This window comes from Streptomyces sp. NPDC093221 (assembly GCF_044753885.1).
GTDB lineage: Bacteria > Actinomycetota > Actinomycetes > Streptomycetales > Streptomycetaceae > Actinacidiphila.
Window position 1 is genome coordinate 364,540 of record NZ_JBIVOA010000008.1, and the last position, 13,407, is coordinate 377,946.

Annotated in this window: 16 protein-coding genes; 5 read left to right on the top strand and 11 right to left on the bottom strand. The window is 71.1% G+C overall.

The features are described from left to right. Positions 1–16 precede the first annotated feature (16 nt). Complete coding sequence (locus ACIQCJ_RS28045; protein ID WP_355339569.1) at positions 17–511, top strand: LURP-one-related family protein; 495 nt, start codon at positions 17–19, stop codon at positions 509–511. A gap of 121 nt (positions 512–632) precedes the next feature. On the opposite strand, the gene ACIQCJ_RS28050 is transcribed toward ACIQCJ_RS28045, so the two are convergent. Then, positions 633–1,436: a carbon-nitrogen family hydrolase gene (locus ACIQCJ_RS28050; protein WP_402712911.1), complete on the bottom strand. Its 804-nt coding sequence runs from the start codon at positions 1,434–1,436 to the stop codon at positions 633–635. Positions 1,437–1,569: 133 nt separating this feature from the next. On the opposite strand from ACIQCJ_RS28050, the gene ACIQCJ_RS28055 reads away from it, so the two are divergent. Then, positions 1,570–2,394 (top strand): maleylpyruvate isomerase family mycothiol-dependent enzyme, encoded by an 825-nt coding sequence (locus ACIQCJ_RS28055; protein WP_355339563.1) that lies wholly within the window; start codon positions 1,570–1,572, stop codon positions 2,392–2,394. A 152-nt stretch (positions 2,395–2,546) separates the two neighbouring features. Here ACIQCJ_RS28055 and ACIQCJ_RS28060 read toward each other — a convergent pair whose 3' ends face one another. From ACIQCJ_RS28060 to ACIQCJ_RS28075, 4 genes are all read right to left on the bottom strand, one after another. After that, positions 2,547–3,881 (bottom strand): MFS transporter, encoded by a 1,335-nt coding sequence (locus ACIQCJ_RS28060; protein WP_391158667.1) that lies wholly within the window; start codon positions 3,879–3,881, stop codon positions 2,547–2,549. Beyond that, positions 3,878–4,558: a GntR family transcriptional regulator gene (locus tag ACIQCJ_RS28065; protein ID WP_355339557.1), complete on the bottom strand. Its 681-nt coding sequence runs from the start codon at positions 4,556–4,558 to the stop codon at positions 3,878–3,880. Before ACIQCJ_RS28065 ends, ACIQCJ_RS28060 begins: the two co-directional genes overlap by 4 nt. A gap of 261 nt (positions 4,559–4,819) precedes the next feature. Beyond that, positions 4,820–5,125 carry a hypothetical protein gene (locus ACIQCJ_RS28070; RefSeq protein WP_402712912.1) on the bottom strand — a complete coding sequence of 102 codons (306 nt, stop codon included), beginning with the start codon at positions 5,123–5,125 and terminating at the stop codon, positions 4,820–4,822. Between the two features lie 71 nt (positions 5,126–5,196). Further along, entirely contained in the window at positions 5,197–5,838 is a 642-nt protein-coding gene (locus ACIQCJ_RS28075; protein ID WP_402712913.1) for a TetR family transcriptional regulator, read from the bottom strand. Positions 5,839–5,948: 110 nt separating this feature from the next. On the opposite strand from ACIQCJ_RS28075, the gene ACIQCJ_RS28080 reads away from it, so the two are divergent. Beyond that, on the top strand, positions 5,949–6,887 hold the full coding sequence (locus ACIQCJ_RS28080) for a zinc-binding dehydrogenase (RefSeq protein ID WP_402712914.1): 939 nt from the start codon (positions 5,949–5,951) through the stop codon (positions 6,885–6,887). A gap of 140 nt (positions 6,888–7,027) precedes the next feature. On the opposite strand, the gene ACIQCJ_RS28085 is transcribed toward ACIQCJ_RS28080, so the two are convergent. Next, a complete protein-coding gene (locus ACIQCJ_RS28085; protein WP_402712915.1) occupies positions 7,028–8,113 on the bottom strand; it encodes a hypothetical protein in 1,086 nt (361 codons plus the stop codon). A gap of 231 nt (positions 8,114–8,344) precedes the next feature. After that, a complete protein-coding gene (locus ACIQCJ_RS28090) occupies positions 8,345–9,085 on the bottom strand; it encodes an MHYT domain-containing protein (protein ID WP_355336742.1) in 741 nt (246 codons plus the stop codon). Positions 9,086–9,916: 831 nt separating this feature from the next. Here ACIQCJ_RS28090 and ACIQCJ_RS28095 point away from each other — a divergent pair. After that, entirely contained in the window at positions 9,917–10,717 is an 801-nt protein-coding gene (locus ACIQCJ_RS28095) for a CPBP family intramembrane glutamic endopeptidase (RefSeq protein WP_402712916.1), read from the top strand. A gap of 56 nt (positions 10,718–10,773) precedes the next feature. Here the strand turns inward: ACIQCJ_RS28095 and ACIQCJ_RS28100 are convergent, their stop codons facing one another. The 4 genes from ACIQCJ_RS28100 to ACIQCJ_RS28115 all read right to left on the bottom strand — a co-directional run bounded on the left by ACIQCJ_RS28100 (position 10,774) and on the right by ACIQCJ_RS28115 (position 12,729). Continuing rightward, positions 10,774–11,154 (bottom strand): DUF6086 family protein, encoded by a 381-nt coding sequence (locus ACIQCJ_RS28100; RefSeq protein WP_402712917.1) that lies wholly within the window; start codon positions 11,152–11,154, stop codon positions 10,774–10,776. A 280-nt stretch (positions 11,155–11,434) separates the two neighbouring features. Then, entirely contained in the window at positions 11,435–11,635 is a 201-nt protein-coding gene (locus tag ACIQCJ_RS28105; protein WP_402712918.1) for a DUF397 domain-containing protein, read from the bottom strand. Positions 11,636–11,646: 11 nt separating this feature from the next. Continuing rightward, positions 11,647–11,844: a DUF397 domain-containing protein gene (locus tag ACIQCJ_RS28110; RefSeq protein ID WP_391121651.1), complete on the bottom strand. Its 198-nt coding sequence runs from the start codon at positions 11,842–11,844 to the stop codon at positions 11,647–11,649. A 3-nt stretch (positions 11,845–11,847) separates the two neighbouring features. Then, positions 11,848–12,729 (bottom strand): helix-turn-helix domain-containing protein, encoded by an 882-nt coding sequence (locus tag ACIQCJ_RS28115; RefSeq protein WP_402712919.1) that lies wholly within the window; start codon positions 12,727–12,729, stop codon positions 11,848–11,850. Between the two features lie 261 nt (positions 12,730–12,990). On the opposite strand from ACIQCJ_RS28115, the gene ACIQCJ_RS28120 reads away from it, so the two are divergent. Then, the gene (locus ACIQCJ_RS28120; RefSeq protein ID WP_402712920.1) at positions 12,991–13,407 is read left to right on the top strand and encodes an ATP-binding protein; all 417 of its coding nucleotides are present in this window, start codon (positions 12,991–12,993) and stop codon (positions 13,405–13,407) included.

A 13,407-nucleotide genomic window follows, 5' to 3' on the forward strand; every position in this document is an offset into this window, starting at 1 on the left:
GGGGTAGGCATTCCCTATGAAATACGTGGTGCGAGAGAAGATGTTCGCCATCGGTGACGACTACTGGATCGAGGACGAGCACGGCCGCAGGGCCTTCTACGTCGACGGGAAGGTCCTCCGGATCCGCGACACCCTCGAACTCCAGGACCCGGACGGCAACGAGGTCGCCGTCATCCGCAAGAAGCTGGTGTCCCTGCGGGACGCCATGACCATCGAGCGCGACGGCGACGTCCTCGTCACCGTCCGCAAGAAGCGCCTCCACCTGCTCCGCGACGTCTTCCGCGCCGAGCTCGCCTCCGGCGAGGAACTCGAAGTGCGCGGCGACATCATCGACAAGGAGTTCGACATCGAGTACGAGGGGGAGCGCCTCGCGCGCATCTCCCGCAAGTGGTTCACCCTCCGTGACGCCTACGCCATCGACATCGAGCGCGAGGACGCCGATGCCGCGATGCTGATCGCGGTGGCGGTGTGCGTCGACCGCATGGTCGACAAGGAGCACGAGGACGAATAGCCCTGCGCAGGGCGGCGACCCGGTCTTTCCGGGGCGCCGCCCCTGTGCCCGAGCCTCGCGCGGGTGGGTGCCCGCAGCGCCCCTGAAAGATCGGCGGGCCCTTCTCGCGGCCGGACAGGCCCTAGCGGGGCTTCGGGGTGGGGACTCCGAGGACGCGGTCGCGGAGGACGGGGAAATCGGCGCGGGTGACGTCCACGCGGAAGACGTCGACCTCGGCGGAGAGCGCCTGCTCGGCGGGCCCGGCCTCGGCGACGATCTCACCCCAGGGATCGACGATCATGCTGTGCCCGGCCTGCTCCACCCCGGCGTGGGTGCCGGCCGTCCCGCAGGCGAGGACGTACGCCTGGGACTCGACGGCGCGGGCGCGCACCAGCAGCCGCCAGTGGGCGAGCCGCCGCGCGGGCCAGCCCGCCGGAACGACCAGCGTCTGCGCCCCGGCGTCGAGCAGCAGCCGGAACTGCTCGGGAAAGCGCAGGTCGTAGCAGGTGGCGAGGCCGAGGACGGTGCCGGGGACGCGGGCGGTGACGATGTCGTGCCCGGAGGACATGAGGACGGCCTCGCCCTGGTCGAAGCCGAAGCGGTGGATCTTGCGGTAGACGGCCGCGAGAGCGCCGCCGGGGGAGAAGAGCAGCGAGGTGTTGAACAATTCGCCGCCGACGACGTCGCGTTCGACGATCGACCCGGCGTGCAGCCACACCCCGGCGTCGCGCGCCGCCGCGCTCATCACCTCGGCGGTCGGGCCGCCGTCCGCCGTCTCGGCCTCGGCCGCGAAGTCCTCGGCGGCGAAGGCGCCGACCGGCCACAGTTCGGGCAGCACGACAAGATCCGCGTCCGCGTGGGCACGTACCATCGCTGCCACACGGTCGCGCCGCGAGGCGACCGATTCCCTCTGGTCCACGTCGATCTGAAGAAGCGTTGCGCGCACTCGGACACCGCCCATACGTTGGGTCGTCAAGCCGGGCCTACCATCGTCACTCGAAAGCACTGCGTGGGCGCCCGCGCGCAGCGTAACTTAGGCGCCAACCGCCACGACCGCGCACCGACCGTCGAGGGGTCCCGTGACCGTCCACAGCAAGCTCCAGCCGTATATCGACGCCTGGACCCACTCCATAGAATCCGTCAACGAACTGGTGACGCCGCTGCCCGACGGCGCGTGGAACCGCCACACCGAGTGCCCGTACTGGTCGGTCCGCGATGTCGTGTCCCACATCATCGGCTTCGAGTGCGAGCTGCTGGGCGACCCGCGCCCCATCCACACACTTCCCAGCGACCTCCGGCACATCACCAGCGAGACGGCCCGCTACACGGAGGTCCCGGTCGACATCCGCCGCCACCACACGGCGCCGGAGATGACGTCCGAGCTGGAGTACACGATCATCCGCCGCTCGCGGCAGCTCAGGAACGAGTCGCGGCAGCCGGACGCCGAGGTCCGCGCGATCGGCGGCGGCGAGGTCACCCTGGAGGAACAGCTCTGGGGCCGCGTCTTCGACGTGTGGGTGCACGAGCAGGATCTGCGCCGGGCCCTCGACGCCCCGGGCAACCTCGCCTCCCCCGCGGCCGTACTGGCCCGTGACTACCTCCTGCGCTCGCTGCCGAAGCTGGTCGCCGAGGACGCGGGCGCCAAGCCGGGCTCCGCGGTCGTCTTCGACGTGCACGGACCGCTGGAGTTCATGCGGACCGTACGGGTGAACGCCGAGGGCCACGGCAGCATCGACTCGGCCGTCTCGCTCGGCCCGGCCGTCACCTTCGTCGTGGACTGGGAGACGTTCCTGCGGCTGCTCACCGGCCGGGCGCGTCCGGCCGCGCTCGCCGACCAGCTCAAGATCGAGGGCGACCGGCAACTGGCGGACGCGATCCTGTCGCACATCGCGGTCACGAAGTAGCGCCCGGCGCCTCGGGCGCCGTTTTCGGATCGCACCGTTCCCGGATCATGGCGTTCCCGGATCGCGCCGTTCCCGAATCACCGCGCGCCCGAATCACGGCGCGCCCGGCATGAACCCCGCCGCCGTACAGCGTCGTACGGCCGCGCCGGGCGTCAGTCGGAGGTGACCGCCGCCGGCAGGCGGTGCACGCTCTCGACGCGGCTGACCGCGATCCGCTCCCGCTCCAGCCGTTCCGCACGGCGGCGGAGCCGGAGGATCTGGGCGGTGCCGACCGCCTGGAGCACGAAGACGCTGCTCCAGGCGATCCGGTAGTCGTCGCCGGTCGCGTCGAGGAGCAGGCCGACGGCGAGCAGGGTGAGGACGGAGGCGGTGAAGCCGCCGATGTTGACGATCCCGGAGGCGGTGCCGAAGCGCTCGGGCGGGTTGGCGGGGCGGGCGAAGTCGAAGCCGATCATCGAGGCGGGCCCGCAGGCGCCGAGGACGACGCACAGGGCGACCAGCAGCCACATCGGGTCCTGGCCGTGGCCGCCGCCCCAGGCGAGCGTCGTGGCCCAGGCGGCGGCGGTGGCCGCGATCACGCCGAGGGTGAGCGGCATGCGGGCGCCGTGGTGGCGGGAGATGAGCTGCCCGAAGACCATGCCGAAGAACATGTTGGCGACGACGACGAGCGTGAGCAGCCCGCCCGCCGCGCCGCGCGAGAGCCCCTGGTCCTCGACGAGGTACGGCAGCCCCCACAGCAGCAGGAACACCATGCCGGAGAACTGGGTGGTGAAGTGCGTCCACATGCCCAGGCGCGTACCGGGTTCGGCCCAGGAGGCGGCGATCTGGCGGCGTACGTACGTCAGGCCCGCGTGTTCGGCGGGCGCGGGTTCGTATCCCTCGGGATGGTCCTTGAGGAAGAGGGCGACCAGGACGAGGACGAGCGCGCCGACCAGGGCGGTGCCGAGGAAGGTCGGGGTCCAGCCCGCCGAGTGCAGGACGCGGGAGAGGACGACGGTCGAGACGAGGTTGCCCGCGACGCCGAACAGCGCGGCGCCCTGGGCGATCATCGGACCGCGCCTGGCGGGGAACCAGCGCGAGCCGAGCCGCAGCACGCTCACGAAGGTCATGGCGTCGCCGCAGCCCAGCACGGCGCGGGCGCCGAGGGCCATGCCGTACGAGTGGGACAGCGCGAACGCCCCCTGGCCGAGGGTGAACAGCACGGCGCCGAGCAGCAGGACCTTCTTCGTGCCGAGCCGGTCCACCATCAGGCCGACCGGTATCTGCATGCCCGCGTAGACCAGCACCTGGAGGATCGAGAAGCTGGAGAGCGCGGAGGCGCCGATGTGGAAGCGGTCGGCGGCGTCGATGCCCGCGACGCCGAGGCTGGTGCGGTGGACGACGGCGACGAGGTAGACGGAGGTGCCGACGCCCCAGACGAGGGCGGCACGGCGTCCGCCGGGCGGGTCGCCCGGCAGGACCTTCTCCGGGGCCGGGCTCCGGCTCACGACTCGCCCCTGGCGAGCACCTTCACCCACGAGACGTGCCGGTCCACGACGTCGGCGGCCGTGTCGGCCGCGCCGTCCCTGAGCGCGTCCAGGATCTCGGTGTGCTCCGCGATGTTCTTCGCCACCCGGCTCGGCTCGGCGTGCATGGTGGCCACCCCCATCCGCAACTGACGGTCCCTGAGCTGGTCGTAGAGGTGCGCGAGGATACGGTTGCCCGCCGCGCGGACGATCTCCGCGTGGAAGCAGCGGTCCGCGACGGCGAAGGCCGCCAGGTCGCCGGTCTCCGCGTGCCCGCGCTGCTCGGCCAGGGACTCCTCCAGCCGCGCGATGAGCCGCGGCGGCACCGCCCCGACCACCTTGGCCACGGCGTGCTGTTCCACCAGCAGCCGGGTCTCCACCACGTCGGCGATCTCCTGCGCCGACACCGGCAGCACCAGCGCGCCCTTCTTCGGGTAGAGCTTGATCAGCCCCTCCGCCTCCAGCCGCAGCAGCGCCTCGCGCACCGGCGTGCGCGAGACCCCCACCGCGTCGGCGAGATCCCCCTCGGTGAGCAGCGTGCCGCCCTCGTAACTCCGGTCCAGGACACCGGACTTGACGTGCAGATAGACCCGCTCGGCGGCGGGCGGCGCCTTGACGGCGGGGCCGGGCGCGGCGACGGTGAGAGTGCTGGCATCCATGATGCACGCATCATAGATACAACAGTTGAGGGGACGGTACGGGCGTCCGGGATATGGACATGCCAGGAGCCCGTCGCGCAGGGGCGCTTCGGCGGCGGCGGGCCGCGGGGCTACCGTCTCGGAGCATGGCTGCGGACGACTGGCTGGCGGACACCCGAACCTCGTACGACACGGTCGCGGTGAGCTACGCGGACTTCGTACGGGAGGCGTTGGACGGCGCGCCGGCCCTGCGTACGGCGCTCGCTCTGTTCGCCGCCGAGGTCACCGGCGCCGGGGGCGGTCCCGTGGCGGACGTGGGCTGCGGCCCCGGTCGAGGGTCAAGTCGGCTTCGCGGAGGGCCTGTTCGAAGGGGGCGGGGGTGAGGAGGCGGGAGAGGAAGGTCTGGGTCCAGCGGCCCTCGGGGAACTCGTAGGCGACGTGGACGGAGCGGACGCCGTCGCCGACGGGTTCGGAGGAGACGACACGGATCAGGCCGCTGCCCGACCGCGCATAGCGGGGCAGGTTCTCTCCCCGATCGACGCCTGTACGGTCCTGATGTCCCTCGCGCTTCGGCTGGCTCGCGCCCACCGTCGCAACACGGCCGCCGCCGCGGGACAAGGGGGCCGAAGGAGGTCGCCAAGCGGCGGCGGAGCCTCCGTTCAGCCTCGCGTCACGCCGTCCAGGACGGCCTGGAAGGCGTCGGTGACCGGGCGCAGGTCCCGGTCGAGCTCGTCGATGTCGACCGCTTCGGCCCCGGCGTCGTCCCCGCGCGTCTCCGCCGCCCCGGCCCACCGCCTGAGCACCGCGACGTAGGCCGCCTGTACGGCGCCGCCGATCGCCGCCGGGACGGGGTCGCCCGCGTCGAGGCCGGTTCGCCCGGCCGCGTACCCGCTCACCGTCTCGCCCCAGACGCGCCAGTGCGCGGCGGCCTCCGCGACGAGCGCGGGGTCCCGGTCGAGCACGCGGAAGCGGTCGAGCCACGAGTCCGGCGCCGCCGCCTGCGAAAGCCGCGTGGACCGGACGACCGCCGACCGTACGGCCGTCATGACGGGTACGTCGTCGGCGTCGCGAAGGGCGGCCCGCAGCCGCTCGACCGCGCGGTCGAACTCGCCCCACACGATCCCCGACTTCGACCCGAAGTAGCGGAAGAGCGTCGAGCGCCCGACACCGCCCGCGGCCATGATCGCCTGGAGCGTCGTCGCCTCGTAGCCGTCGCGAAGCAGCAGGTCGAAGGCGACTTCCTCCAGGGCTTCGCGGGTCGAGGCGGGCGGTCGCCCGCGGCTCCTTCGGGAGGTGGTCATCGCCCGAGCGTAGTGGAGGAGTATTTTTGGGATGAGGTACCAATATTCTTCCGGGTGACCGCCGACATCAGCGCGGCCCCGCCGGGAGCCCACCGTCCAAGGAGCGGAAAATGCGCGCATGGCAGTTCACCGACATCGGCAAGCCCCTCACCCTCAGTGAGGTCCCGGCCCCGGCACCGGGCGCGGACGAACTCGTCGTGCACGTCCGCGCGGCCGGGCTGTGCCACAGCGACGTCGGGTTTCTCGACGGCACGCTGACGCCGCTGCTCCCGTTCCGGCCGATCACACTGGGTCACGAGATCGCGGGGGTCGTCTCCGCCGTGGGCTCGGACGTGACGCGGTTCGCCGTGGGCCAGAAGGTCGTCATCCCGGCCGCCATCGAGGGTCCCGGCACATCGAAGAACGGCGGATTCGCGGACGAGGTCGTCGTCCTCGAACGGCTCGTCGTCGCGCTGCCGGACGGGGTGCCGTTCGACCAGGCGGCAGCCGCCACCGACGCCGGGCTCACCTCGTACCACGCGGTCTCCGTGCAGGGGAAGGTCACCGCCGGCTCCCGCGTCGGGATCATCGGCCTCGGCGGGCTCGGCTCGCTCGGCGCCCAGACCGCGCTCGCGCTCGGCGCGACGGTGTTCGTCGCCGAGAAGAACGAGCGCGTGCACGACTTCGCCCGCTCGCTCGGCGCGGAGAAGGTCGCGGGCGACATCACCGACTTCGCGGGCGAGAACCTCGACGTGGTCGTCGACTTCGCCGGGTTCGGGACGACCACCGACGGCGCGATCCACTCCGTACGCCGGGGCGGCCGTATCGTCCAGGTCGGCCTCGGCCGCGCGCGCGGCGAGATCGACCTTCAGGCGCTCACCCTCAACGAGGTCGAACTCGTCGGCTCCCAGGCCGGATCGAAGGAGGACTGCGCGGCGGTGCTCGACCTCGTCGCCGAGGGGAAGCTGTCGTCGCGGGTCACCGAGATCGGATTCGAGGAGATCGGCGAGGGTGTCGGGCGGCTGGAGCGCGGCGAGGTGATCGGACGGCTGGTCGCCGTCTTCGGGTGATGTCGTCCCGGACGGACAGCGGGAGGGACGGACGGGCGGACGCGAGGCGGCGGGCGGCGGGCGGACGGACGCGAGGCGGCAGGCGGCGGGCGGCTCAACGGCCGCCGCCCGCCGTACTGCCGGCGCGGACGCACCGTCCGTCAGACGGTGCTCATCGGGGTCGCGTCCACGCTCGTCGTCTGCTGTTCGAGGCCGTAGACGGCGGGGGTGCCGCTCGGGGCGATCACGCCCACTTCCATCTGCATCTCGTGGTTCACGACCTGGTACATGTGGTCGCTCGCGCCCTTCTTGACGAACGGCTTGAGCCGCTTGCCGAGGGTGATGTACGAGGTCAGGTCCTTGGCCAGTGACGTCTCGTCGACGGCGCTGTCGTTGAGCACGAGGGCCCCGCCGTCCTTCGTGCGCAGCGCGTACGTGGTGCCGACGCGCGGGGCGGCCTTCTTGTAGTCGTTGTACGCGTGGCCGTCGAGGCCGTTGAGACGGTTGTTGTACGCGGAGATCGCGTTCTCGCGCGCCGTGGTCCGCGCCAGCGGGGTGTCGGCGCCGCCGGTCACGTAGAGGTCCGCCACCAGGTCGGCCAGGTCCGCGGGCGCGGTGCCGCCGATCTTCGCCGTCGGCTCGGCGACCCGCGCCAGCCCGTCCGCGTCCAGCGCGATCTCCGGGATCTTCTTCTGCTCGTCGCCCGAGAAGTCCTGGGAGTTGACCGCGCGCCAGCCGTCGGCCGTGTGCTTGAAGACGATGAAGCGGGTGCCGGTCGTCCACGGCGCGCCCGGCTTGCCGTCCTTCAGCTCCGCGCCCTGCGCCTTCACCATGAACCAGTCCGTGTTGGCCGCGGCCGGAGGGATGTAGAACGCGCGGTTGACGTACACGAAGGCCGCCAGATTCGCCTTGACGTTCTTCTGGTCGAGGCCGGACGCCTGCGTGAAGTAGCCCTTGTCGAAGGCGAGCATGGCCCCCGCCTCGGCCTTGGCGATCAGCGCCGGGCTGAGCTTCGCGTTCGCCTCGTTGTTGAGCGCCTGATACGTGTCCACGATCTTGTTCGCCTCGGCCACGGTCAGCAGCGGCGCCGCGTTCTTCCCGCCCTTGCCCTTGCCCGCGTCCCCGCTCTTCTCCGTGGACGTGTCCGACGTCTCGTCCGACGACGAGCCGCCGCACCCGGCGGTCAGGACGAGACACGTCGCCGCGAGGCCCGCCGCCAGCGCGACGCGGTGCTTTCGGTTAACCATGAGTCCCTGCTTCCCCGTGAACAACACTTCCCCGTAACGGCCTCGGGCCGCCGGAACCCGGTCCACGCTACCGAGCGGGCCGCGTCGGCCCACTGGTGGGGCTGCCGGGACGACCGGGGAGGGCGAGTTCGTACGCCCGAGGGGGTGGGGCCGCGAAGCCCGCCCGGGTGGCCGGGGCGGTCAATTCCGCCGCGCGCGGCCGTACGCGTCCGGACGTCCGGGCGTCCGGGCTCAGGACGGCCAGTCGCCGTGGGTCGTCGCGGGCTGGGGCGGGGCCTGGCGGACGGGGGCCGGATTGTCGGCGGCCAGCTCCTCGGTCGGGTTCATCAGGACCGCGAAGGCGACCACGAAGACGATCAGGCTCAGGCCCGCGATCAGGGGCAGGACGAAGGCGGAGGCCGAGACGCCCGTGGTCGGGTCGGTGTGGTCGGTGATCGTGGAACTGACCGCCGCCATGCCCGTGTAGTGCATGCCGCTGATCGCGAAGGCCATGACGAGCGCGGCCCCGGTGATGAAGAGCGGGCCGCGCGCGCGGAGCGTCGCCCACAGCGCCGCCGTGGCGGCCACGATGGCGATGACGATCGACAGGGCGACGGTGGAGCCGTCGTAGCTCATCGTGCCCGGCATGATGATCGCCGCCATGCCGAGGTAGTGCATACCCGCCACGCCGACCCCGGCGAGCAGGCCGCCCGCCAGCAGCGACGGCCAGGACGAGTCCCGGCCCGCCACGTAGATCCCGACGCCGACGACGCCCACCGCGAGCACCCAACTCAGCACGGTCAGCGTCACGTTGTAGCGCAGCGTCACGCCCTGGACGTCGTAGCCGAGCATCGCGACGAAGTGCATGCCCCAGATTCCGGTGCCCAGCGCGACGGCTCCCGATCCGAGCCAGCTCTTTCCCCGCCCGAATCCCACGAGGTGCAGCCGGGACGAGCAGGCCAGGCCGAGCACGGAGCCGACAAAGGCGATCACGTAAGCGAACGTCGGATAAAGGGAGTTGGACCAGAGCGGTTCGTGGTGTTGCATTTGAGCGGCCCTCTCAGGATTTTCCTGCCTGCTGAGTGAAGTGACGACAGCGCAGGCCGGAGAGGCACGCGCGCACAGGTGTACGACCTTGTATCACCTATACGGCCAATCGGCGATATTGATCTTCAAAATTGGTACACAGCGGGGACGCGTGGGGCTCGATATCACTCATGCGCAATTCGAGGCACCCCGAGGCCGCCTCACCGAGGCAAGTTTTCGCCCCTTCCGGCCAAGATCAACTTTCTCTCGCCGCAACCCGCCGCCGTCCCGTCGTTTCCCGCCCTGACCAGCCCGTCCCCCGCCCTGCCGACCGGCCGCTCCGCCCAACTCACCTTCCTTGCGCACCACTTCACGGCGCCCGAGCCTGTCCGGTTCCCACCGGTCCGGGCCTCATCGCCCCTCCCGAATAGCCGATTTACCCCCATGCGCGGTCACATGCATGACGCGCCTCCCGCCCCGAGACGATTCCCGGCATATTCGTTTTGCCATATCCTCGACGTCATATGCCCGTTCGGCATCACCGGGACAGTGAAGTGTCAGCGGCACGGTGAAGTGTCAGGAGCGCGGAGTAGCCGAATCCCCGATCGCCCGCCGGCTTTCGCGGCCCGCCGGGACGGCCACCGCGGACGGGCGGCCGGTCCTCGGGGTGGTGCCGCCGGTTCGGGGAAGGGGCACGAGGGGTGTTCATTCCGGTATGAGAGTCTGCTGGGGAACCGCGGCGATGTGTGACGGTGCCCGTCGGGCGGCGAACCTCGCCGCCGCTGAAAGGGCTGCACGATGCGCGACACGGTGGAGGCGATACCGGAGGCCGGGGCGGGACGCAGGCTGTCGTGGCCCTGGTTCCTCGTCGTGGTGGTCGTGTACGTGGGCATCATCCAGGGCCTGGGCCTGCTGATCGGCGTGGACACCGGTGACTCCGACAGCCAGTTCCCCACGACCGCGTCCCTGGTGCGCAACGCGCTGATCCCGATCGGGGCGTCGATCGCGTTCGGCGCCGCGGTGGTCTCCTGGCTGGGCTGGTGGGGCGAGGTCCTGCGCTACCGCGCGCCGGTGCGGCGCTGGGTGCGCTGGGTACCGATCTCGATGATCGCCGCCGCGGTGATCGGGCTGAACTACCCGCACCTGGCGGACCAGAGCCTGTCTCTCGTGGCCTGCCTGCTGCTGCTCGGGCTGTTCGTCGGCGTCGGCGAGGAACTCATGTTCCGGGGCATCGGCGTCCATGTCTTCCGCCGGGCGGGATTCACCGAGGGCAAGGTCGCTCTCTGCTCCTCCGTCGTCTTCGGCCTCGTCCACATCAGCAACGCCATCAGCCAGGGACCACAAGCGCTCGGGCAGGCCGCCGTCGTCTCCACCTCGGGCTACTTCTTCTACCTGTGCCTGCGCGCCGGCGGCGTCCTCGTGCTGCCGATGCTCGTCCACGGCCTGTGGGACACGAGCCTGATCTCCAACCTCGTGGGCGACAAGCCCCAGGTGTCGCTGGGCACCCTCCTGATCATCCTGCTCCAGGTCGCCCTGATCATCGTGCTGCTCGTCAGGCGCCGCGCGATCCAGCCCGCCTCCCCGGCCGTCCCGGCCTGACCAGCGGTACGTTCCCCGCCCGTCAGGTTGCCTGGCTACGACGCGCGCGTACGCCCTCAGGGGCGGTCGCCCGGCATGGCCTGTTCCAGTTCGCGCGCCAGTCGCCGCAGCCGGGCGGGGCGTCCGAGGTCCGGCAGGGACGGCCAGGTAAGCGTGACGCCCGCGCGGGAGGCGAGGGCCAGGACAGTGCCGACGAAGCCTTCGGACAGCGCCCGGTTGATCGAATGGCCGACCCGTAGGTCCCAGTCCAGCAGCGCCTGCGCGAAGACGGCCAGCGCGGCCGGGTCGACCCGGCAGTCGTCGTTCACCATCGGTCCGATGCCCGACGCCACCCCGACCCGCTCCTCGAACACCGGCACCTGCCCGTGGAAGAGGCGGCTGACGCCCGTCGAGGGGTTCCACAGGACGCGGTCGCCGACCTCGTAGTACTGACTCATCTCAACGCCGCTCTCGGTGATGGGGGCTGGGGCGAACGGCCCGGTGGGGCCGTGGCGGGTTCGTCTCGCGCCCTGCGGGCGCACTGCCGCTGGCTGCGGTGGGGAGGGAGGCCGGCCGGGGCTGTCGGGCGGGCCCGGGCCCGGGGTGGGTCGCGGTGACAGGCGGCCTTGACGGGGCCGGTGCCGTACGGGTGCCGGTTTGTACGCCGACCGCTGACACCGTGGGGCGCGCACGCCGAGGCGGTTCCGTGGTGCGGGCGCCGTAACCGGCGGCTGCCGGTCAGTTGACGAAGTCGCCTGCGGCGAGCGCCCGTTGGAAGTGCGTCCACTCGACGGGGGTGAAGGCGAGGGCCGGACCGTCGGGGTTCTTCGAGTCGCGCACGCGTACGGTGCCGGGCACGTTGACGGCGACCTCAACGCATTCCTGACCCGCAGGGTCCGGGCCGCTGTAGCTGGACTTCTTGAACTCGAAGTGCCTCATCGCGCATCCCCTTACGTTGCGAATGTGCCTGTCGTCAGGGCCTGTTGGAAGTGGGTCCACTCCGAGGGAGTGAAGGCCAGGGCCGGACCGTCCGGGTCCTTGGAGTCGCGGACACGTATGGTGCCGGGCACGTTGGTCGCCACCTCGACGCATTCCTGCCCGGCGTTCCCGCCGCTGTAGCTCGACTTGGTGAAATGGAACTCGGGCACGCCCTACGTCTCCTTGAGAATCCCGTCGATGAGCGCAGCCGAATTGTGCTGCGCCAAGGAGAGGCGCACGAGCCGGTCGAAGATCGCGCCCTCACGGGCGGCATCGCGCTCGCTCTCCAGCCAGAGCGTAGACGAGGTGGTGTCCATGTGCACCACGTCCATCGAGCCGGGTTCCGCGAACGAGACGATGGTGAAAGCGCTGGTCATGCCGGGATGCGCACCGGCCAAATAGGGCAGCACCTGGATCTTCACGTTGGGCAGTCGAGCCACTTCTCGCAGGTGGTCCAACTGGGCGCGCATCACGTGTCGTCCACCGACGAGTTGGCGTAGCGCGCCCTCGTGCACGACTGCCCAGAGCTGGAGCGGCTGTTCACCGGTGAGCCGGACCTGGCGGGCCATCCGCGACTCCACGAACGGCTCGATCTCGTCGGGGTCGTCCCAATTTCCGTTGCCCACCGCGAGGGCGCGAGCGTAGTCCGGGGTCTGGAGCAGGCCGGGTACGATCGCCTGTTGCCAGGTTCGGATGTGGGTGGCGATGTCCTCCAGAGCGACGTACTCCACCATGTCGGACAGCGCGGGGTGCTGGTTCCACCAGCCCTTTGCCTTCCGGCGGTCGCGGTCGGTCTTCGCCAGACCGAGCAACCGGTCGAGCACGACGGAGTCCGTGACGCCGTAGAGCTTGCACAGGGCGATGACGTCGGGGTCGCGGAACGGGACCCAGCCCCGTTCCATCTTCGTCACCTTGGCCACCGACGCGCTGAGCACTTCCGCCGCGCGCGGCTGGGTCAGTCCGGCGTCCTCGCGCAGGCGGAGCAGTTCGCCGCCCAACTTGCGGGCGAGCACGGTCGATACGCGATTGCCCACATCTGCCCGGCTGGTTGCCACGGGTCGCCACCTCCCTGGAAGCGGACTCAGTCTGCAACCGATCTTCCGCAGCGGCAAGCCAGTTACGGAGACATGTTTCCCCAAGAAGGTTGCACCCAAGAAAGGGAACCCTCTACCGTCGGTGACGACCCGCTCGCACAGCGGCGCCGCATGGCGGAAGTGCACCGCTGCGTCATGCCCGGGTGGGGCGGAGGGCGTGGGGGCGACGCCACCGCCAGGGACCGTGCGCGGGCTGACGCGCGAGGCTGGGAGGTCGCCGGGATGGGCGACGCGGAGACGACGTATGACACATGCCTGTACGCACCGACGGCGCGGAGTGTGAGCAGGGCGCGGGTGCGGACCGCCGAGCTGGTGGAGAAGTGGGGGCACCCCGAAGTGGCCGGGGACGCCGGGCTGTTGGTGAGCGAGCTGGCGACCAACGCGGTCCGGTACGGGCGGGTGGCCGGGCGGCTGTTCCGGGTCGAGGTGCGGCTGGCCGACGACGTACTGCGGGTGGGCGTCACCGACGCGCGCGGGGAGCGGCGGCCCCAGGTGCCCGAGGCCGTGAGCGACGACGACGAGTCCGGCCGGGGCTTACTGATCGTCGCGGCCGTCGCCGCCCGCTGGGCCGTCGTCCCCCTGGACGTGGGCAAAACGGTCTGGGCCGAGTTGGACCTGACACCCCTAGGGCGAGAGTGA